The sequence below is a fragment of the Lichenibacterium dinghuense genome (genome assembly GCF_021730615.1).
GTDB lineage: Bacteria > Pseudomonadota > Alphaproteobacteria > Rhizobiales > Beijerinckiaceae > Lichenihabitans > Lichenihabitans dinghuensis.
In genome coordinates this window covers 1,477,002-1,494,939 of sequence record NZ_JAJLMN010000001.1, presented here as the reverse complement: position 1 = coordinate 1,494,939, position 17,938 = coordinate 1,477,002, and the positions used below count along the sequence as shown (strand labels likewise).

Annotated in this window: 17 protein-coding genes; 7 read left to right on the top strand and 10 right to left on the bottom strand. The window is 73.3% G+C overall.

Annotation, left to right across the window (positions count from 1 at the left end; translation table 11 throughout):
* Window positions 1-91: 91 nt before the first annotated feature.
* A complete protein-coding gene (gene hslV / locus L7N97_RS07150) occupies window positions 92-661 on the top strand; it encodes an ATP-dependent protease subunit HslV (protein ID WP_237477635.1) in 570 nt (189 codons plus the stop codon).
* A gap of 6 nt (window positions 662-667) precedes the next feature.
* Window positions 668-1,978 carry an ATP-dependent protease ATPase subunit HslU gene (gene hslU / locus L7N97_RS07145; protein ID WP_237477634.1) on the top strand — a complete coding sequence of 437 codons (1,311 nt, stop codon included), beginning with the start codon at window positions 668-670 and terminating at the stop codon, window positions 1,976-1,978.
* Window positions 1,979-2,053: 75 nt separating this feature from the next.
* Here hslU and L7N97_RS07140 read toward each other — a convergent pair whose 3' ends face one another.
* From L7N97_RS07140 to L7N97_RS07100, 9 genes are all read right to left on the bottom strand, one after another.
* Window positions 2,054-3,043, bottom strand: coding sequence for a site-specific tyrosine recombinase (locus L7N97_RS07140; protein WP_342398948.1), 990 nt, complete (start codon window positions 3,041-3,043; stop codon window positions 2,054-2,056).
* Window positions 3,040-3,207, bottom strand: a complete 168-nt coding sequence (locus tag L7N97_RS07135; protein ID WP_237477633.1) for a histidine kinase — start codon at window positions 3,205-3,207, stop codon at window positions 3,040-3,042. The genes L7N97_RS07140 and L7N97_RS07135 overlap by 4 nt, the downstream gene beginning before the upstream one ends.
* 96 nt (window positions 3,208-3,303) lie before the next feature.
* The gene (locus L7N97_RS07130) at window positions 3,304-4,659 is read right to left on the bottom strand and encodes an ABC1 kinase family protein (protein ID WP_237477632.1); all 1,356 of its coding nucleotides are present in this window, start codon (window positions 4,657-4,659) and stop codon (window positions 3,304-3,306) included.
* A gap of 95 nt (window positions 4,660-4,754) precedes the next feature.
* Window positions 4,755-5,096 carry a Grx4 family monothiol glutaredoxin gene (gene grxD, locus L7N97_RS07125; protein WP_237477631.1) on the bottom strand — a complete coding sequence of 114 codons (342 nt, stop codon included), beginning with the start codon at window positions 5,094-5,096 and terminating at the stop codon, window positions 4,755-4,757.
* A 193-nt stretch (window positions 5,097-5,289) separates the two neighbouring features.
* The gene (locus L7N97_RS07120) at window positions 5,290-6,807 is read right to left on the bottom strand and encodes an argininosuccinate lyase (protein WP_237477630.1); all 1,518 of its coding nucleotides are present in this window, start codon (window positions 6,805-6,807) and stop codon (window positions 5,290-5,292) included.
* Window positions 6,808-6,984: 177 nt separating this feature from the next.
* Window positions 6,985-7,464, bottom strand: a complete 480-nt coding sequence (locus L7N97_RS07115; RefSeq protein WP_237477629.1) for a GNAT family N-acetyltransferase — start codon at window positions 7,462-7,464, stop codon at window positions 6,985-6,987.
* Window positions 7,465-7,472: 8 nt separating this feature from the next.
* A complete protein-coding gene (locus L7N97_RS07110) occupies window positions 7,473-7,703 on the bottom strand; it encodes a BolA family protein (protein WP_129227996.1) in 231 nt (76 codons plus the stop codon).
* 5 nt (window positions 7,704-7,708) lie between these two features.
* On the bottom strand, window positions 7,709-9,952 hold the full coding sequence (purL, locus tag L7N97_RS07105; RefSeq protein ID WP_237477628.1) for a phosphoribosylformylglycinamidine synthase subunit PurL: 2,244 nt from the start codon (window positions 9,950-9,952) through the stop codon (window positions 7,709-7,711).
* A gap of 87 nt (window positions 9,953-10,039) precedes the next feature.
* Entirely contained in the window at window positions 10,040-10,450 is a 411-nt protein-coding gene (locus L7N97_RS07100; RefSeq protein ID WP_237477627.1) for a hypothetical protein, read from the bottom strand.
* Window positions 10,451-10,579: 129 nt separating this feature from the next.
* On the opposite strand from L7N97_RS07100, the gene L7N97_RS07095 reads away from it, so the two are divergent.
* Complete coding sequence (locus L7N97_RS07095) at window positions 10,580-11,770, top strand: adenylate/guanylate cyclase domain-containing protein (protein ID WP_237477626.1); 1,191 nt, start codon at window positions 10,580-10,582, stop codon at window positions 11,768-11,770.
* A gap of 79 nt (window positions 11,771-11,849) precedes the next feature.
* On the opposite strand, the gene L7N97_RS07090 is transcribed toward L7N97_RS07095, so the two are convergent.
* A complete protein-coding gene (locus L7N97_RS07090; protein ID WP_237477625.1) occupies window positions 11,850-12,935 on the bottom strand; it encodes a trypsin-like serine peptidase in 1,086 nt (361 codons plus the stop codon).
* Window positions 12,936-13,274: 339 nt separating this feature from the next.
* Between L7N97_RS07090 and L7N97_RS07085 the strand changes: the two genes are divergently transcribed.
* From L7N97_RS07085 to L7N97_RS07070, 4 genes are all read left to right on the top strand, one after another.
* Entirely contained in the window at window positions 13,275-14,291 is a 1,017-nt protein-coding gene (locus L7N97_RS07085) for a zinc-binding alcohol dehydrogenase family protein (RefSeq protein WP_237477624.1), read from the top strand.
* A gap of 139 nt (window positions 14,292-14,430) precedes the next feature.
* A complete protein-coding gene (locus L7N97_RS07080; protein WP_237477623.1) occupies window positions 14,431-15,336 on the top strand; it encodes an NUDIX hydrolase in 906 nt (301 codons plus the stop codon).
* Window positions 15,337-15,414: 78 nt separating this feature from the next.
* Window positions 15,415-16,398, top strand: coding sequence for a quinolinate synthase NadA (gene nadA, locus L7N97_RS07075; protein WP_237477622.1), 984 nt, complete (start codon window positions 15,415-15,417; stop codon window positions 16,396-16,398).
* A complete protein-coding gene (locus tag L7N97_RS07070) occupies window positions 16,395-17,924 on the top strand; it encodes an L-aspartate oxidase (RefSeq protein ID WP_237477621.1) in 1,530 nt (509 codons plus the stop codon). Before nadA ends, L7N97_RS07070 begins: the two co-directional genes overlap by 4 nt.
* Window positions 17,925-17,938 lie beyond the last annotated feature (14 nt).

The window sequence follows — 17,938 nt, the reverse complement described above, 5'->3', positions numbered from 1 at the left end:
CGAGGCCCTTCGATCCCTTGGGGCCGCGCGCTCCGGCCTTGCAAGCCCTCGCCGGCGCCCATACGTCCGGGGCTCCCCTCCGGAGACCCCGATGCCCCACGGAAACGAGCCGAGCCAGCCCTTCCACGCCACCACGATCCTGATGGTGAAGAAGGGCGGCCTCACCGTGATCGGCGGCGACGGGCAGGTGTCCTTCGGCCAGACCGTGATGAAGGCTTCCGCCCGCAAGGTGCGGCGCCTCGCCAAGGGCGCCGTGATCGCCGGCTTCGCGGGGGCAACCGCCGACGCCTTCACGCTGTTCGAGCGGCTCGAAGCCAAGCTGGAGCAGTTCCCCGGCCAGCTGCTGCGCGCCTCCGTCGAGCTCGCCAAGGACTGGCGCACGGACCGCTACCTGCGCCGCCTCGAGGCCATGATGCTGGTGGCCGACGACAAGACCGCGCTCGTCCTCACCGGCACCGGCGACGTGCTGGAGCCCGAGATGACCGAGCACGGCGCCGTCGCGGCCATCGGCTCGGGCGGCAACTACGCGCTGGCGGCGGCCCGCGCCCTCATCGACACCGACCTTTCCGCCGAGGCCGTGGTGCGCAAGGGCATGAGGATCGCCGCCGAGATCTGCATCTACACCAACGAGAACCTCGTCGTCGAAACGATCGGGGGCTGAGGGACCATGCCTGACTTCTCCCCCCGCGAGATCGTGTCGGAGCTCGACCGGCACATCATCGGCCAGAACGACGCCAAGCGCGCCGTCGCGATCGCGCTGCGCAACCGCTGGCGCCGCCTGCAGCTCACCGGGCCGATGCGCGACGAGGTGCTGCCCAAGAACATCCTGATGATCGGGCCGACCGGCTGCGGCAAGACCGAGATCTCGCGGCGCCTGGCGAAGCTCGTCAACGCGCCCTTCCTCAAGGTCGAGGCTACCAAGTTCACCGAGGTCGGCTACGTCGGCCGCGACGTCGAGCAGATCGTGCGCGACCTCGTCGAGATCGGCATCGGCCTCGTCAAGGAGGCGAAGCGCAAGGACGTGGAGGCCCGCGCCCAGGTGGCCGCCGAGGAGCGGCTGCTCGACGCGCTGGTGGGCGAGAAGTCGTCGCCCGCGACCCGCGACAGCTTCAGGAAGCGGCTGCGCGCCGGCGAGCTCGACGACAAGGAGGTCGAGATCGAGGTGGCGGCGCCGGGCCCGACCCTGCCCATGATGGAGCTGCCCAACATGCCGGGCGCCTCCGTCGGCGCGATCTCGATCGGCGACATCTTCGGCAAGATGGGCGGCAAGTCGACCAAGCCGCGCCGCCTGTCGGTGCGGGACGCCCACGCGCCGCTGCTCGCGGAGGAGAGCGAGAAGCTGCTCGACCCCGAGGCGGTGACGCGGCAGGCCATCCACGAGGTCGAGAACAACGGCATCGTGTTCCTGGACGAGATCGACAAGATCTGCGCCCGCGACGGCCGGGGCGGAGAGGGCGGAATCTCGCGCGAGGGCGTGCAGCGCGACCTGCTGCCGCTGATCGAGGGCACCACGGTGCCGACCAAGCACGGCCCGGTGAAGACCGACCACATCCTGTTCATCGCGTCCGGCGCCTTCCACGTGTCGAAGCCCTCCGACCTCCTGCCGGAGCTGCAGGGCCGTCTGCCGATCCGCGTGGAGCTCCAGGCGCTGACCGAGGAGGACTTCCGCCGCATCCTCACCGACACCGAGGCCTCGATCATCAAGCAGTACGTGGCGCTGATGGAGACCGAGGGCTTGAGGCTCGACTTCCTCCCCGAGTCGATCGACGAGCTGGCGCGGGTCGCGGTGGAGGTGAACTCCACGGTCGAGAACATCGGCGCGCGGCGGCTGCAGACCGTGATGGAGCGCGTGCTCGACGAGATCTCCTTCACGGCCTCGGACCGCTCGGGCCAGGAGGTCACGGTCACGCGCGACTACGTGAAGAAGAACGTCGGCGACCTCGCCAAGAACGCCGACCTGTCGCGCTTCATCCTGTGAGGGCGCGAGCCTCCGCCCGCCCGGACACGGTGCTCGTCCCCCTCTCCCATGCGGAGGGGGCGGGCCGCGGGAGCCTCACTTCGGACCGGCCTCGCCCCCGCGATTGAGGGGGTGGAGGTCGCGCACCATGGCCTTCATGCGCTCGTCGAGCACGTGGGTGTAGATCTGCGTGGTGGAGATGTCGGCGTGGCCGAGCAGCTCCTGCACGACGCGCAGGTCGGCGCCGTTCTGCAGCAGGTGGCTCGCGAAGGCGTGGCGCAGCACGTGCGGGCTGACGCGCTCCTCGGCGATGCCGGCCGCCACTGCCACGGCCTTGAGGTCGCGCGCGAAGGCCTGGCGCGTCATGAAGCCCTGCTCGCTGTCGGCCGGGAACAGCCAGGGGCCTGACTCCAGGGCCGCGAGGCCCGCCGCCCTGGCGGCGTCGCGGTAGAGCGCGATCGCGCGGCGGGCGGGGCCCGACAGCGGCACGAGCCTTTCGCGGCCGCCCTTGCCCCGCACCGTCAGCGTCTCGACCTTGCCGGCCGCGGCGCGGGCCGCCGAGCGGGGCAGGGCCATCAGCTCGGACACGCGCAGCCCCGTGGCGTAGAGCAATTCCAGCAGGCATCCCATGCGGGCCGAGCGCCACCGCGCCACCGGCTCCGCCTCGGGGTCGTCGAGCGCGCCGCGGGTCGCCGCGAGCAGGCGCTCGACCTCGTCCGGGCTCAGCACCTTGGGCAGCGGGCGCCCGCGCTTCGGCCCCTCCAGCACCGTGGTGGGGTCCGTCGCGCGGTGGCCCTCCGCGAACAGGAAGCGGTGGAATTGCCGGACCGCGGACAGGCGGCGCGCCGCCGACGAGGGCTTGAGCCCGTCACGGTCGAGCTTCAGCAGGTAGTCGCGCACCCGACCCGTCTCGGCCCGCACCGGATGGTCGGCGTGGGATGCCAGGAAGGCGAGGTAGTCGGCGAGGTCTCGCCCGTAGGCGTCGAGCGTGTTCTTCGCGGCGCCGCGCTCGGCCGCGATCATGTCGAGGAACAGGTCGCGCAGCGCCCCGGGCGCCGGGACCTGCAGCAGGGGAGGGGCGCTCACGGCGTCGCCGTCCCGGCCTTCGGGGGGTTCAGCTTCGCGGCCGGCACCGCCTGCTCCATGGGGCGGGGCACGGGCTCGACGAAGGTGACGAGCGCCAGCATGACGCCGTAGACGAGCCCCGCCAGCACCGCGATCACGATCAGGAAACGGACGAGGCTCGGCATGGACTCCACGGCGGATGACGGGCCGACGGGGGCATCCTTAGAGCGCGCCCCTGAACCGTCCATTAAGCATGAGGGTCCGGCGGCTCGCCGAGGCCCTCACTGCGTCAGCCCGACCTCCTTCAGCGCCGCGGCCTGCTTGTCGGCCAGGACCCGCTGGTCGAAGCCGCCGATGGCCTCGTTGAACTGCGCGTAGAAGTTCAGCTCGGCCTTGAGGTGCAGGAACACGGCACCGAGGCCCACGGCGGCGCGGTCCATGAAGACGAACTCGCGCGGCACGGTGATGCCGCCGTGCTGCTTCAGCGCCTGGTGGACCTGGAAGGCCTCCTTGCGGCCGTACTGGCCGGGCTCGACGCCGTTGGCCACCGTGCGGACGCGGTCGTCGAGGATCGGCCCGTAGATGAAGCCGGCCCAGATGTTCAGCGTGTCGATCAGCGGCTGGCTGAGGTTCTTGAAGCCCCAGGTCTCGTAGGCGTGGACGATGCGCGCCTGATCGTTCGAGCGCAGGCCCTCGTAGAGGTCGACCACGCCCGCCACGAACTTCGGCGGGAAGATGCGGATGCAGCCGTAGTCGAGCAGGTTGATCCCCGCCACCTCGTCGTCGCCCTCGCTCCGCACCGTGTAGTTGCCGAGGTGAGGATCGCCGTGGATCACGCCGTAATGGCTGAAGGGCACCCACCAGGCCTTGAACATCGCGACGGCGATGCGGTTGCGCACCTCCAGCGGCTCGTCCTTGAAGGTGAGGAGCTTGCGGCCGTCGAGCCATTCCATGGTGAGCAGGCGGTCGGTCGACAGCTCAGAATCGACCTTCGGCACCCGCACCTGATCGACGTCGTCGAGCATCAGCCCGTAGAGGGCGGCGTGCTTGGCTTCGCGTCGGTAGTCCAGCTCCTCGCGCAGGCGGGCGCCGATCTCCTTGATGGCCTCGCGCGCGTCGATGGCCGGGCTCATGCGCCGCTGGATGGCGAGCAGCACCTCGAGCTGGCTGAGGTCCGCCTCCACGGCCGAGGCCATGTCGGGGTACTGCAGCTTGCACGCGAGCGGCGTGCCGGCCTGCGAGACCGCGCGGTGCACCTGGCCCAGCGAGGCCGCGGCGGCGGGCTTGAAGTCGAAGGAGCCGAAGCGGTTCTGCCAGTCGAGGCCGAGTTCGGCCGCCATGCGGCGGCGCACGAAGGCGGCGCCCATCGGCGGCGCCTCGTTCTGGAGCTTGGCGAGCTCGGCGGCATATTCCTGCGGAATGGCGTCCGGGATGGTGGACAGGAGCTGCGCCACCTTCATCAGCGGGCCCTTGAGGCCGCCGAGAGCCTTGGTGAGCGCCGCCGCGTTGGCGGCGTCGCCGTCGCCGCCGAAGAACCGCGTCCCCGCCATCCGGGCCGCGACGCCGCCGACGTTGGCGCCGACGCGGGCGTAGCGGGCCGCGCGGGCGGTGAATCGGTTCTGTTCGTGATCGGTCATCGAGGTCGGCTGCCGGAAGGGACGCTGACCTCAGATCTGTTGCGCCGCACCCCGAAAGTCGAGGTGAGGCGGCACGCCATTTGTCGCGGAACGGCTCAGCCGTTCGCGCCCTGCTTCACGGGCAGGCCGGCGTCGCCGAGGTGGGTGCCGAGCTCGCCCGACTGGAACATCTCGCGGACGATGTCGCAACCGCCCACGAACTCGCCCTTGACGTAGAGCTGCGGGATGGTCGGCCAGTTGGTGTATTCCTTGATGCCCTGGCGCAGCTCGGCGTCCTCCAGCACGTTGACGCCCTTGTAGGGCACGCCGAGGTAGTCGAGGATCTGCACGCACTGGCCCGAGAACCCGCACATGGGGAACTGCGGCGTGCCCTTCATGAAGAGCACCACGTCGTTGCTCTTCACCTCGGCGTCGATCGTCTCGTGTGCGCTCGGCATGGCGTGATCCTTTCGCGTCGCGGCACGGCCCGGCCGCCCCGCTTTGGCGCAGCATATAGGAGCGGGTCGAAAACCGCACCAGGGCGCCGCCGCGGCTCCGCTCCGGTGCCGATCGAGGGACGGATCATACGGCTTTCCGCGACACGGGCTCGGTCGGGCGCGACCGACCCGATGCCGCGAAAGCCGGGCCGGCTCAATGCGGCGGGGGCAGCATCCGGCCGAAGTCGGCGTCGAGCGAGGCCAGGGAGGCGTCGATCCGGCCGCGCCGCGCCGCGATCCACGCGCCCTCGGCCGCCACGCGCGCGTCCGCCTCGCCCAGCATGCGCGCCATCTCGGCCGGCTGCGGGCCGCCGCTCGTCGCGCGGTCGCGGACGATCGCGGCCGGGTCGAGGGCGGCGCGGAACTCCGCCTCGGTCAGCGGCAACTCGCCGGCGGGCAGCTTCATGTCGCGCAGCGTGTCGCCGTAGATCCGCCGCGCGTCTGCGTAGGGGAAGTCGCTCGGGCGGATGTCCCTGGCCCGCGCGTAGTCGACCATCTCGGAGGCGAAGTGGTGCCCCACGCGGAAGGGCAGCCTGTATTTCCGCATCAGGGCGTCGGCCACCTCCTCCGAGGCGGTCCAGTCGCTGTTCAGCGCCTCGCGCGCGCGGTCGGGGCTGATCACCAGCGCGTTCAGCGCGCGGTCCCACAGGTCGAGCATGCGCGTCGCGCCCCCGAGCACGGCGGCGTTGTCGGCCACCGACTTGGCGTCGGCCATGCCGGGCGGGATGTTGTGCTCCTCGATCACGCGCCCGACGCCGAGCGACACCACGCGCGAGGCTTCGGCCCGCGTGTCGTTGAGCAGGCCCGGGTTGCGCTTCTGCGGCATGGCGGAGGACACGTAGGTGTTGCCGCCGCCTTCCTGCAGCAGGATCCACGGGCGGGCCTCACCGTACTGGCCCATCACGTCCTGCACGAAGGCGCCGCAGTGCAGGGCGATGCTCGTCGCCACCGCGCCGGCCTCGACGGGCATCTCGGCCGCGCTGATCTGCGCCGCGTCGTAGGCGTTGTCGACGAGGGCCGGGAAGCCGAGGTAGTGCGCCATGCGCTCGCGGTCGAGCGGCCAGCTCGTGCCGTTGAGCACGGCGGTGCCCATCGGCGAGCGGTCGAGCCGCGCGTAGAACTGCTGCAGGCGGTCGGCGTCGCGCTCCAGCCCGGCGACGTGTCCGAGGAAGGCGTGGCCGAGGCTGTTGGGCTGCGCCGCGACGCCGTTGGTGTAGTTCGGCACCACCGTGTCCTGGTGGACGCGCGCGAGGCGCGCCAGCGTCGCCGTGACCTTGCGCAGCGACTCGGCCAGGCGCAGCGCCTCGTCGCGCATGATGGCGGCCCGCATCGTGGACAGCATGTCCTGGCTCGACCGTCCGGCGTGCAGCAGCGTCGCTTCCACGCCGGCCGCCTCGATCAGCAGCGGCTCGAAGGTGATGACCAGGGTGGGGCGGCGCCCGTTCGGCGCGTCGCCGGCCTTCAGCACGGCGTCGAGTCCCGCGGCGATGCGCGGCGCGAGGGCCGGGTCGAGCAGACCCTCCTGCGTGTTGATGACGGCGCTGGCCTTGTTGATCTCGCCGAGCCAGTAGAACTCGTCGTGCCGCGGGGGCGGCGCGGCCTGCTGCGCGACGGCGGAGGCGGTGCCGAGGCCGGCCAGCATCGCCCCGGCCAGCGCCATGACCTTCAGCATGACCTCTCCCGTGCTGTCTGTGTCTCGTCGCCCGGAGCGATGGTCGGGCGGCCCTGCGCACCCGACCGTCTGCACCAAACGGCACGGAGGGTCCAGGAGCGATCGCGGGCTGGATCCGGGAGGCCCTGCCCGACGGGCAGGACGCCGACGGGGTGGGCTGAGCGTCGGCGCGTCGGGCTATCGCAGCGCCATCCGGAAATACACCGCACCCGGCACGGGGTTGACGTAATAGGCCGAGACGCTCTCGAAGCCGAGCGCGCGGTAGAGCGCCACCGCGGGCGCCATGCTGGACAGCGTGTCGAGCAGCATCTCGCGATAGCCGAGCGCCCGCGCCGCGGCGATCGAGGCCTCGGCCAGCGCGCGGCCCGCGCCGGTGCCGCGCGCGGCGTCGCGCAGGTAGAGCCGCTTCATCTCGCAGGCGCCCGGCCGCGCCGGCAACGCCTTCACGCCGACGCAGCCGAGCGGCGCGCCGTCCTCCCCGCGCGCCAGCAGCAGCTCGCCGGCCGGCGGGGCGTATCGGGCCGCGAGGTCGGCGATCTCGGCGTCGAAGTGCTGGAACGACAGGTCGAGGCCGAGCCAGGCCACGTATTCGCGGATCAGCACGCCCGCCTCGGCGAGGTCCGCGGCCGTGCGGGCGGGGGTGATGGCGAGCGCCATCACGCCGCTCACTCAGCCGCGGTCTGCAGCGCCAGGGCGTGGAGCACGCCGCCCATGTTGCCCTTCAGCGCCGCGTAGACGGCTTGGTGCTGCTTCACGCGGCTCATGCCCTTGAAGGAGGGCGACACCACCGTGGCGGCGTAATGGTCGCCGTCGCCCGCGAGGTCGCGGATCTCCACGCGGGCGTCGGGGAAGGATTCCTTGATGAGCCGCTCGATCTCGGCCGCTTCCATCGCCATGGTGTCTACTCCGCTGCCTGGGCCAGCCCGCCCGCCATGAAGCGCGGCATCCACTCGTCGCGCACCCGCCGGATCTCGTCGACCTGTATGGCGGGCTCGCCGGGCAGGATCAAGGACGCGCCGCCGGTGGTGCCGATGCGGTCGACCGGCACGTCGCCGGCCATCTCCAGGATGGCGTCGGCCTCGGCCTCGGAGCAGGCCACGAGGTAGCGGCCCTGGTCCTCGCCGAACAGCGCCGCGTGGGACGGCAGCCCGCCGAGCGCGCCCAACCTTTCTAAAGCAAGGGTGTCGAGCCTGACCCCGATGCCGTGTCCCAGCGTCATCTCGGCGAGGCCCACCGCGAGGCCGCCGTCCGACAGGTCGTGGACTGCGGCGACGCGGCCGGCCCGCACGAGGGAGCGCACGAGATCGCCGTGGCGGCGCTCGGCCTGGAGGTCCACCGGCGGGGGCGCGCCTTCGGCGCGGCCGCACACGTCGCGCAGGTAGAGGGACTGGCCGAGCCAGCCGCGCGTCTCGCCGACGAGCAGCACCGCCAGGCCCTCGGCCGTGAAGGCGGATCGGGCGACGCGCGACACGTCGTCGACGAGGCCGACGCCGCCGATCGTCGGGGTCGGCAGGATGCCGCGCCCGCCGGTCTCGTTGTAGAGCGACACGTTGCCGGACACGATCGGGAAGTCGAGCGCCGCGGCCGCGTCGCCGATGCCGCGGATGCAGCCGACGAGTTCGCCCATCGCTTCCGGCTTCTCCGGGTTGCCGAAGTTGAGGTTGTCGGTCAGCGCCAGCGGCAGGGCCCCGACGGCGGACAGGTTCCGCCACGCCTCGGCCACGGCTTGGCGGCCGCCCTCGCGCGGGTCGGCCGCGCAATAGCGCGCCGTCACGTCGGCCGTGAGTGCGAGGCCCTTCGGGCCGTCCTCGACGCGCACCACGGCGGCGTCGCCGGCGCCGGGGCCCATCACCGTGTTGCCGCCGATCAGGTGGTCGTACTGCTGCCACGCCCAGCGCTTGGAGGCGAGGTCGGGCGTGCCCATGAGGTGGAGCAGGGCCGCGCCGTCGCGCATCGGCGCGGGAACATCGGAGGGCGCGATCACGGGCCGCTTCGGGCCCTCGACGTGCGGGCGGTCGTAGAGCGGGGCCTGGTCGCCCATCTCGCGGATCGGCAGGTCGGCCTTCACCGCGCCGCCGTGGCGGATCACGAAGCGCTTGGTGTCCGTGGTCCGGCCGATCACCGCGAAGTCGAGTTCCCACTTGCGGAATACGGCCTCGGCCTCGGCCTGCTTCGCGGGGTCGAGCACCATGAGCATGCGCTCCTGGCTCTCGGACAGCATCATCTCGTAGGCCGTCATGCCGGGCTCGCGGCACGGCACGGCGTCGAGGTCGAGCTCGATGCCGAGGTCGCCCTTGGCGCCCATCTCGACCGCCGAGGAGGTGAGGCCGGCCGCGCCCATGTCCTGGATGGCGATCACGGCGCCGGTCGCCATGAGCTCCAGGCAGGCTTCCAGCAGCAGTTTCTCGGCGAAAGGATCTCCGACCTGCACGGTCGGGCGCTTGGCCAGGGCGTCGTCGTCGAAGGCGGCCGAGGCCATGGCGGCGCCGCCGATGCCGTCGCGGCCCGTCTTGGAGCCGAGATAGACGATCGGGCGACCGACGCCCGTCGCCTTGGAATAGAAGATGCCGTCCGTGCGGGCAATGCCCACCGCCATGGCGTTGACGAGGATGTTGCCGTCGTAGGAGGCGTCGAAGGCGATGCCGCCGCCCACCGTCGGCACGCCGAAGGAGTTGCCATAGCCGCCGATGCCGGCCACGACGCCGGCCACGAGGTGGCGCGTCTTCGGGTGGCTGGGGGAGCCGAAGCGCAGCACGTCGAGGCAGGCGACGGGCCGCGCCCCCATGGTGAAGACGTCGCGCAGGATGCCGCCCACCCCCGTCGCCGCGCCCTGGTAGGGCTCGATGAAGGAGGGGTGGTTGTGGCTCTCCATCTTGAACACGCAGGCGAGCCCGTCGCCGATGTCGATCACGCCGGCGTTCTCGCCCGGCCCCTGGATCACCCACGGCGCCTCGGTGGGCAGCCCGCGAAGGTGCAGGCGCGACGACTTGTAGGAGCAGTGCTCGTTCCACATGGCCGACACGATGCCGAGCTCGGTCCAGCTCGGGGTCCGGCCCAGGAGCGCGACGAAGCGCTCGTATTCGTCGGGCTTGATGCCGTGGGCCGCGACGATGTCGGGCGTGATCGCGGGGTCCGGGCGCGCCAAGGGTGAGGTCTCCGTGTATGCCGGGCCGACCCCTACGGCGCGCGGGCCCGCGACGCAACGGTGCGGGGGGCGGCGCCGGCCCCGCCGTCAGTGCCGGCCGCGCATCGCCTTGGCGAGCAGGAAGCCCACGCCGGCGGCGAGCAGCAGCGCTATCGCCTTGTTGTCGCCGGTGAAGCGCGCCGCGCGGTTGCGATAGGCCAGCGCGCGCTTGGTCGCCTCCTCGTAGAGGTGGGTGCTCTGCTCCTTCAGGGCGTCGGCCTGGCGCTGGCCCTCGGCATAGGCGTCCTCGGCGGCCGCGCGGGCGTCGGCGTAGGCCTGCTCGGCGGCGTGGATGGCGTCGTGGTAGGCGTCCTGCGCTTCCGCGTAGGCCTGCTCGGCCGCGGCGGCGGCCTGGTCGTAGGCGCTGCCGACGTCGCGGCCGAGCCTGCCCATCGCTTTCGCGCCGGCGTTGCCCGGCTTGGCGTTGCGGATCCTGTCGAAAGCGGTGTCGCGGCCCATCTGTCGTCTCCCGAGGCAAGCTGTGGCTTCACGGCATCGCCAACGGCCGAGATCGCCGATCGGGTCCCGGCGGCTCGCACGGCGCGGGGCAGGCGCGGTAGGATCGGGGGCGCGACCGGAACCGACACCATGACGCCCAACCCCGCCCTGCCGCCCACCCTGGCCGAGCTGCCGTATTGGATCGCCCGGCAGGCGCGGGGATCGCGCGACGGCGACCTCATCCTCGACGGGCTCGCCCGCAGCCTCCGCGCCGCCGGGCTGCCGCTCTGCCTCGTCGGCTTCGGCACGACCGCGCTCAGCGCCGTGCATCGCGGCGTCACCCTGTCCTGGTGGCGGGACGCGGGCGTCGAGATGGAGTTCACGGCCCACGGCGCCCCGGACAACACGCCCATCTCCGCGGTGCTGGCCGAGGGGCGGACGTCGGCGCGCTGGCGGCTCGAACGCGGCGAGGGCTGCGACGCCGTCCCGCGGCTCGCCGCGCGCCGCGCGCAGGGCTGCACCGACTACCTGCTCGACATCCTCCCCTTCCCGCCCGGCACGGCGCTGCGCGGCGTCGGCCTGTTCTACGCCACGGACCGGCCGGGCGGCTTCTCGGAGGCCGAGATCGCCGTGCTCGACGCGCAGCGCGACATCTTCAGCCTGGCGGTGCTGCGCTACGCGCTGTCGCACGCGCTCGAAGACCTGCTCCGCGCCTATGTCGGCCCGCGCACGGCCGCGCGGGTGCTGAACGGCGGCGTGCGGCGGGGGCAGGGCGAGCTGATGCCGGCCGCGATCCTGCTCGCCGACCTCAAGGGCTTCACCGCCGCGACCGACCGGGAGGACCCGCGCCGCCTCGTCGGCTGGCTCGACGAGCACCTCGACGCGCTCGGGCTCGGCATCGCGCCGAACGGGGGCGAGATCCTGAAGTTCACCGGCGACGGCTTCATCGCGGTCTTTCCCGTCGAGGACCGCGACGCCTCGCCCTGCCGGGTGTGCGGGCAGGCGCTCGCGGCGGCCCGGGCGGGCCTCGACGGCAACCGCCAGCTCGAGGCGCGGCGGCGCGCCGCGGGCGAGCCGGCGCTCGCGGCCGACCTCGCGCTCCACTACGGCGAGGTGGTCTACGGCAACATCGGCACGGCGAGCCGGCTCGACTTCACCGCCATCGGCCGCGCCGTCAACGAGGCGAGCCGCATCGAGACGCTGTGCGACGCCACGGGCCGCAACCTGCTCATGTCGGACAGTTTCGCGCGCCGCTGCGCGGGCGAGCTGATCGACCTCGGCGCCTTTCCGCTGCGCGGCGTCGCGGCCGAGCAGCGGATCTGGACGGTGGCGGAGGGGTGACGACGGCGGGATCGGGGCGGAGCTGACCCGCCGCGGACGTTTCCCGCGGGGACGGGTGGAGAGGGCCCGAAGGGGCGGTTCAATACCCCGCCGCGGCGAGCTGCTGGCCCGCCACCGCGCCTGCATGCACGGCGCTCTTGGCGACCGTGTAGGACAGGAGGCCGGGATCGCTCCCCGCGACGCCGGGGACGGCGCCGCCGATGCCGCCGCCGTCGTGGCCCCACACGATGCCCTCCAGAAGGGCCGCGGCGAGGTTGCGGTGGGCGGAATTGTCGCCGAGCCCGGACAGCGCGTCCGCGGCGACGTCGTCGAAGGCCGCGCCGGCGCCGAGCGCGGCGGCGTCGCGCGTGAGCAGGTTCACGACGCGCGACATCGCGGCGTCGATCGCCGGATGGGACGCCACGGCGGGCAGCCCGGCCGCAGCCGTCGACAGGGCCGAGATCGCGTCCGAGGCCGGGGAGGGCGCGTCCGCGGCCGGAGGCGCGACCGCGGCGGACTGCACGGTGGAGGACTGGGAGACCGACGCGGCGCGGTCGGCCGCCATCCACGCGTCGATCTCGGCCACGTCGGCCGCGGTGAGGCCGACGAAATACCCCGTCGACCCGCTCGCCGAGGAGGTCAGGCCCACGACGGTCGGCACGCCGCCGATCGTCTGCCAGGCCGGGCCGCCGCTGGCGCCGTGCGGGTCGCCCGGCGCGCCGAGCGGCGGGCCCTGCAGGATGCCGGCCGTGCCCGGTAGCGGCGCCAGATCCTCGGCCGCGTTGTCCTCGGCGCCGGCGGTGGCGAGCGGGAAGCCCGTGACCGAGACGGCGCCGCCGGCGAAGCCGGAGCCGAGCGCCATGGTGGGCAGGCCCGTGGCGGGCGCCGCGAGGTGGATCAGCGCGAAGTCGCCCGCGGCGCTCGCCACCTGAGTCCAGTCGGCGAGCGGCATGGCATGGACGGCGGATTCGACGCCGACGGTGTGGAGCGTGCCGCCGGCCGCGGAGCTCACCACGGCGTTCGCGACCGTGTGGCCGCTCGCGTCGTAGACGACGTGCGCGGCGGTCAGCACCTCGTCGGGGGCGATCAGCACGCCCGAGCCCTGTTCGGTGGTGATCGTGGTGCCGGACACGGTCTGCCAGGAGATGGAGACCACGGCGTCGGTCGGATCGGAGTAAGTCGTCAACGGGGGTTCGCTCGGGCCGGCTGGCATCGGCCCGCGGGGCCGAAACGGCGGCCCGCTGGCCGGCCCGCCGCGCGATCTGCGCATGGATTAACGAGTCGTTAAACAGTGTCGTAAAGATTTGGTTAAAATGGGTGGGGGACGCCGATCTTCACCATCGTGCGGCGGTCTGAACTTGCGCTCGGCAAGTTGAATCTGATGAAAGTCGCGCGCGATCCCGGATCACGTCCGGTCGTTGCTCGCCGTCCGCCCCTGCTTGGACCCGTGGCGCGACGCTTGCGCGGTGCGCGGCATCGGGGCAGTGAACGGGGCGACACGCCAACCCCATCGCCGGAGCTTCCCATGCGCGCCGTCGGCTACCGCCAATCCCTGCCCATCGCCGATCCGGCCTCCCTGGTCGACCTCGACCTGCCGCGGCCCGCGGCGGCCGGCCGCGACCTGCTGGTCCGCGTCGAGGCCGTGTCGGTCAACCCGGTCGACACCAAGGTGCGGAGCGGCGCCATCCCGCTCGGCGAGGGCACGCGCGTGCTCGGCTGGGACGCGGCCGGCACGGTGGTCGAGGCCGGGCCGGAGGCGACGCGGTTCAAGGCCGGCGACGCCGTGTTCTACGCCGGCGAGCTCACCCGTCCCGGCACGAACGCCGAGTTCCACCTCGTCGACGAGCGCATCGTCGGGCGCAAGCCGGAGAGCCTCGGCTTCGCCGAGGCCGCGGCGCTGCCGCTCACCGCCATCACGGCCTGGGAGGCCCTGTTCGACCGGCTCGACGTCCACCGCCCGGTGCCGGGCGCGGCGCCCGCCGTGCTGATCGTCGGCGGCGCGGGCGGCGTGGGGTCGGTCGCGGTGCAACTCGCGCGGCGGCTCACCGGCCTCGCCGTGATCGCCACGGCGTCGCGGCCCGAGACCCGGTCCTGGGCCGAGGACCTCGGCGCCCACCACGTGGTCGACCACGCCGAGCCGCTGGCGGCGCAGGTCGAGGCGCTGGGGCTCGGGGCGCCGGGCTTCGTGTTCTGCACCACCCACACGCTGCAGCACCTGCCCGAGATCGTGAAGCTGATCGCCCCGCAGGGCCGCCTCTGCGTGATCGACGACCCCGCCTCGCTCGACGTGATGCCGCTCAAGCTGAAGAGCGTGTCGCTCCACTGGGAGCTGATGTACACGCGCTCGCTGTTCGGCACGGCCGACATGGGCCAGCAGGGCGCGCTGCTCGACGAGGTGTCGCGCCTCGTCGACGCCGGCGAGATCCGCACGACCCTGTCCGACGTCCTCGGCCCCATCGACGCCGCCACGCTGAAGCGCGCCCACGCGCTGATCGAGGGCGGCAAGGCGAAGGGGAAGGTGGTGCTGGAAGGGTGGCGGTGAGGCTTGACAGATCGCTTATTAAAGCGATCGGCCCTTCGCTTTAATAAGCGTCCCCGGAATGTAAGCCGGCTTAAATAAGCCGGCCCGCACCCTCGCCGCGCGCGTGCTATGCGACGCCGTCGGACAGAAGGGGGCGGAGTTGAGCGGGGCGCGGGCGGTCGGGGCGGAACTCATCGCGGTGCTGGTGGCCGTGACGGCGGGGACGCCGCGCGTGCTCACCATCGAGGACGGCCGCGCGCTCCCCTCCGGCCCCTTCGCGCTGGAGCATCGCTCGCTGCAGTCGGGCCTGCGGGCCTGGGTGGAGGAGCAGACCCACCACCCGCTCGGCTACGTCGAGCAGCTCTACACCTTCGCGGACCGCGACCGCGGGGGCGAGGAGGAGCGCCGCATCTCCGTCAGCTACCTCGGCCTCACGCGCGAGCTGCCCGCGACCGTCGAAGGCGGTGAGGCGGGCTGGCGCGACTGGTACGGCCGGTTCCCCTGGGAGGACCACCGGGCCGGGCCGCCGCCCGCGATCCCCGAGGTCATCGCCCCGGCGCTGGCCGCCTGGGCCGAGGCGGCGCCGGACGGGGCGCTCCGCGCCGCCCGCCGCGCCCGCGCGGCCGGCACCTTCGGGCTCGACGGGCGGCCCTGGAACGAGGAGCTGGTGCTCCAGCGCTACGAGCTGCTCTACGAGGCCGGCCTCGTGCCCGAGGCGGGCGGCGGTGTCGCGCCCGGCGCACCCATGCTGTCCGACCACCGGCGCATCCTCGCCACCGCCATGGCGCGGCTGCGGGCCAAGATCAAATACCGCCCCGTGGTGTTCGAGTTGATGCCGCCGAGCTTCACGCTGTTCCAGCTCCAGCGCTCGGTCGAGGGCATCGCCGGCCGCCCCGTCCACAAGGGCAACTTCCGCCGCCTCATCGAGTCGCAGGACTTCGTCGAGGAGACGGGCGAGATCGCCGCCGACACGGGCGGGCGCCCGGCGCGCCTCGTGCGCTTCCGCGGCGACGTGGTGGACGAGCGCGCCGTCGCCGGATCGAAGCTGCCGCTCGCGCGGAGCTGAAGACCGCGCCTCCCCTTGACAGGGCTTATGCTCAGGACCAGTCTATGCCCATCTAATGCTCATTTGGAGCACAATGCCATGCTCACCGAAGCCCTCCTGTCCCGCACGGCGCCGCTCTACGAGCGCGTGCGCGGGGTCGTTCCGGCCTTCGAGTGGCCCGCCTTCGCGGGCGACGTGGACGCCATCCTGGAGCTGAAGCGGCGGCGCAACGCGGTGGTGCTGGCCCACAACTACCAGACGCCGGAGATCTTCCACTGCGTGGCCGACATCGTCGGCGACAGCCTGGCGCTGGCCCGCGAGGCCGCGACCACCGACGCCGACGTGATCGTGCTGGCCGGCGTGCACTTCATGGCCGAGACCGCCAAGCTGCTGAACCCCGGCAAGACCGTGCTGATCCCCGATGCCCGCGCCGGCTGCTCGCTCGCGGACTCGATCACGGCCGAGGACGTCAGGGCTCTGCGGCGGCAGTACCCCGGCGTGCCGGTGGTCACCTACGTCAACACCTCGGCGGCCGTGAAGGCGGAGTCGGACGTCTGCTGCACCTCGGGCAACGCCAAGGCCGTGGTCGAGTCGCTCGGCGTGCCGCGCGTGCTGATGCTGCCCGACGAGTTCCTGGCCCGCAACGTCCAGGCCGAGACCGATGTCGAGCTGATCCCGTGGCGCGGCCATTGCGAGGTGCACGAACGCTTCACCCCGGCCGAGGTGCGCGAGTTCCGCGAGGCCCACCCCGGCGTCGTCGTGCTGGCCCACCCCGAGTGCCCGCCCGAGGTCATGGCCGAGGCTGACTTCTCCGGCTCCACCGCCATGATGCAGGACTTCGTCGAGCGGGAGCGGCCCGCCAAGGTGATGCTGCTCACCGAATGCTCGATGAGCGACAACGTCGCGGCGCGTCACCCCGAGATCGACTTCGTGCGGCCCTGCAACCTGTGCCCGCACATGAAGCGCATCTCGCTCGGCAACATCCGCCGCGCGCTGGAAACCCTGACGCACGAGGTGACGATCGACCCCGCCGTGGCGGCGCCGGCGCGCCGCGCCGTCGAGCGCATGCTGGCGGTCCGATGAGTGCGCCCTTCGACGTGCAGGGCCGCGCCGTGATCGTCGGCGGCGGCCTCGCCGGGCTGACCGTGGCGCTGCGCCTCGCGCCCGAGCCCTGCATCGTCCTGTCGAAGGCGCCCTTCGGCGTCGAGGCCTCGTCGGCCTGGGCGCAGGGCGGCATCGCGGCGGCGGTGGGCGAGGGCGACGACCCCGAGCAGCACCTCGCCGACACGCTCCACGCCGGCGACGGGCTCTGCGACCCCGCGGTGGCCCGCCGCATCCTAAGCGCCGGCCCGGCCGCGATCGACGATCTCGCCCGCCTCGGCGCCCGCTTCGACCGGCGGCCGGACGGCGCGCTCCGCCTCGGGCGCGAGGCCGCGCACGGGCGCCACCGCATCGTCCACGCGATGGGCGACGGCACCGGCCGCGAGGTGCTGCGCGCCGCCCTCGCCGCCGCGCGCGCGACCCCGTCGGTCGCGCTCCTGTCCGGCGTCGAGGCGCGCCGCATCCTCGTGGCGGACGGGCGCGTCGCGGGCCTCGTCGCCGCGGGGCCGGACGGGGCGATGCTGCTGCCGACGCGCCGCCTCGTGATCGCCACGGGCGGGGTCGCCGGCCTCTACCGCCACGGCACCAGCCCGCTCGGCGCCTGGGGCTCGGGCCTGGCGCTCGCGGCCCGCGCCGGCGCGCGCCTGCGCGACATGGAGTTCGTGCAGTTCCACCCGACCGCGCTCGACTGCGGGCGCGATCCCCTGCCGCTCGTCAGCGAGGCCGTGCGGGGCGACGGCGCGGTGCTGGTCGACGAGGCGGGGGCGCGCTTCATGGCGGGCGTGCCGGGCCGGGAACTCGCCCCGCGCGACGTCGTGGCCCGCGCCTTGTGGCGCCACGCCGCCGCGGGCCACCGCGTGTTCCTCGACGCGCGGGCCGCGATCGGCGGCGGATTCGCGGCGCGCTTCCCGAGCGTCACCGCGCTCTGCGCCGCGGCGGGGATCGACCCCGCGCGCGAGCCGATCCCCGTGCGGCCCGCGGCCCATTACGGCATGGGCGGCATCGCGGTCGACGCGGCGGGCCGCTCCAGCGTCGAGGGCCTGTGGGCCTGCGGCGAGGCGGCCTCGACGGGGCTGCACGGCGCCAACCGCCTCGCCTCCAACTCACTGTTGGAGGCGGCGGTCTGCGCCGGATGGGTCGCCGAGGACCTCGCCGGCACCCCCGCCGGCCGGCCTCTGCGCTTCGAGCCCGCCCCCGTGCCGGCGCGGCCCGATCCCGCGCCGGTGCGCGGCCTCGTGTCGGCCGGCGCCGGCGTGCTGCGCGACCGCGCCGGCCTCGCCGCCGCCGTGGCGGCGCTGCTGCCGCTGGCCGAGGGCGCCGGGCCCGCGGCCGATCCCGCCGCCGTGGGCCTGATGATCGCGACGGCGGCGCTGGAGCGGCGCGAGAGCCGCGGCGCCCACCACCGCACCGACGCGCCGGAGGCCGATCCCGCCGCGGCCCGCAGCCGCTCCGCCACGCTGGCCGAGACGTTCGCGTCCGCGCGCGCCCACACGTTCGAGGACGCTTGACCATGGACCGCGAC

Coding starts and splice junctions, on each gene's coding strand:
- hslV (WP_237477635.1), top strand. CDS start 92: ATGCCCCACGGAAACGAGCCGAGCCAGCCCTTCCACGCCACCACGATC.
- hslU (WP_237477634.1), top strand. CDS start 668: ATGCCTGACTTCTCCCCCCGCGAGATCGTGTCGGAGCTCGACCGGCAC.
- L7N97_RS07135 (WP_237477633.1), bottom strand. CDS start 3,207: ATGCCGAGCCTCGTCCGTTTCCTGATCGTGATCGCGGTGCTGGCGGGG.
- L7N97_RS07130 (WP_237477632.1), bottom strand. CDS start 4,659: ATGACCGATCACGAACAGAACCGATTCACCGCCCGCGCGGCCCGCTAC.
- grxD (WP_237477631.1), bottom strand. CDS start 5,096: ATGCCGAGCGCACACGAGACGATCGACGCCGAGGTGAAGAGCAACGAC.
- L7N97_RS07120 (WP_237477630.1), bottom strand. CDS start 6,807: ATGCTGAAGGTCATGGCGCTGGCCGGGGCGATGCTGGCCGGCCTCGGC.
- L7N97_RS07115 (WP_237477629.1), bottom strand. CDS start 7,464: ATGGCGCTCGCCATCACCCCCGCCCGCACGGCCGCGGACCTCGCCGAG.
- L7N97_RS07110 (WP_129227996.1), bottom strand. CDS start 7,703: ATGGCGATGGAAGCGGCCGAGATCGAGCGGCTCATCAAGGAATCCTTC.
- L7N97_RS07100 (WP_237477627.1), bottom strand. CDS start 10,450: ATGGGCCGCGACACCGCTTTCGACAGGATCCGCAACGCCAAGCCGGGC.
- L7N97_RS07095 (WP_237477626.1), top strand. CDS start 10,580: ATGACGCCCAACCCCGCCCTGCCGCCCACCCTGGCCGAGCTGCCGTAT.
- L7N97_RS07085 (WP_237477624.1), top strand. CDS start 13,275: ATGCGCGCCGTCGGCTACCGCCAATCCCTGCCCATCGCCGATCCGGCC.
- nadA (WP_237477622.1), top strand. CDS start 15,415: ATGCTCACCGAAGCCCTCCTGTCCCGCACGGCGCCGCTCTACGAGCGC.
- L7N97_RS07070 (WP_237477621.1), top strand. CDS start 16,395: ATGAGTGCGCCCTTCGACGTGCAGGGCCGCGCCGTGATCGTCGGCGGC.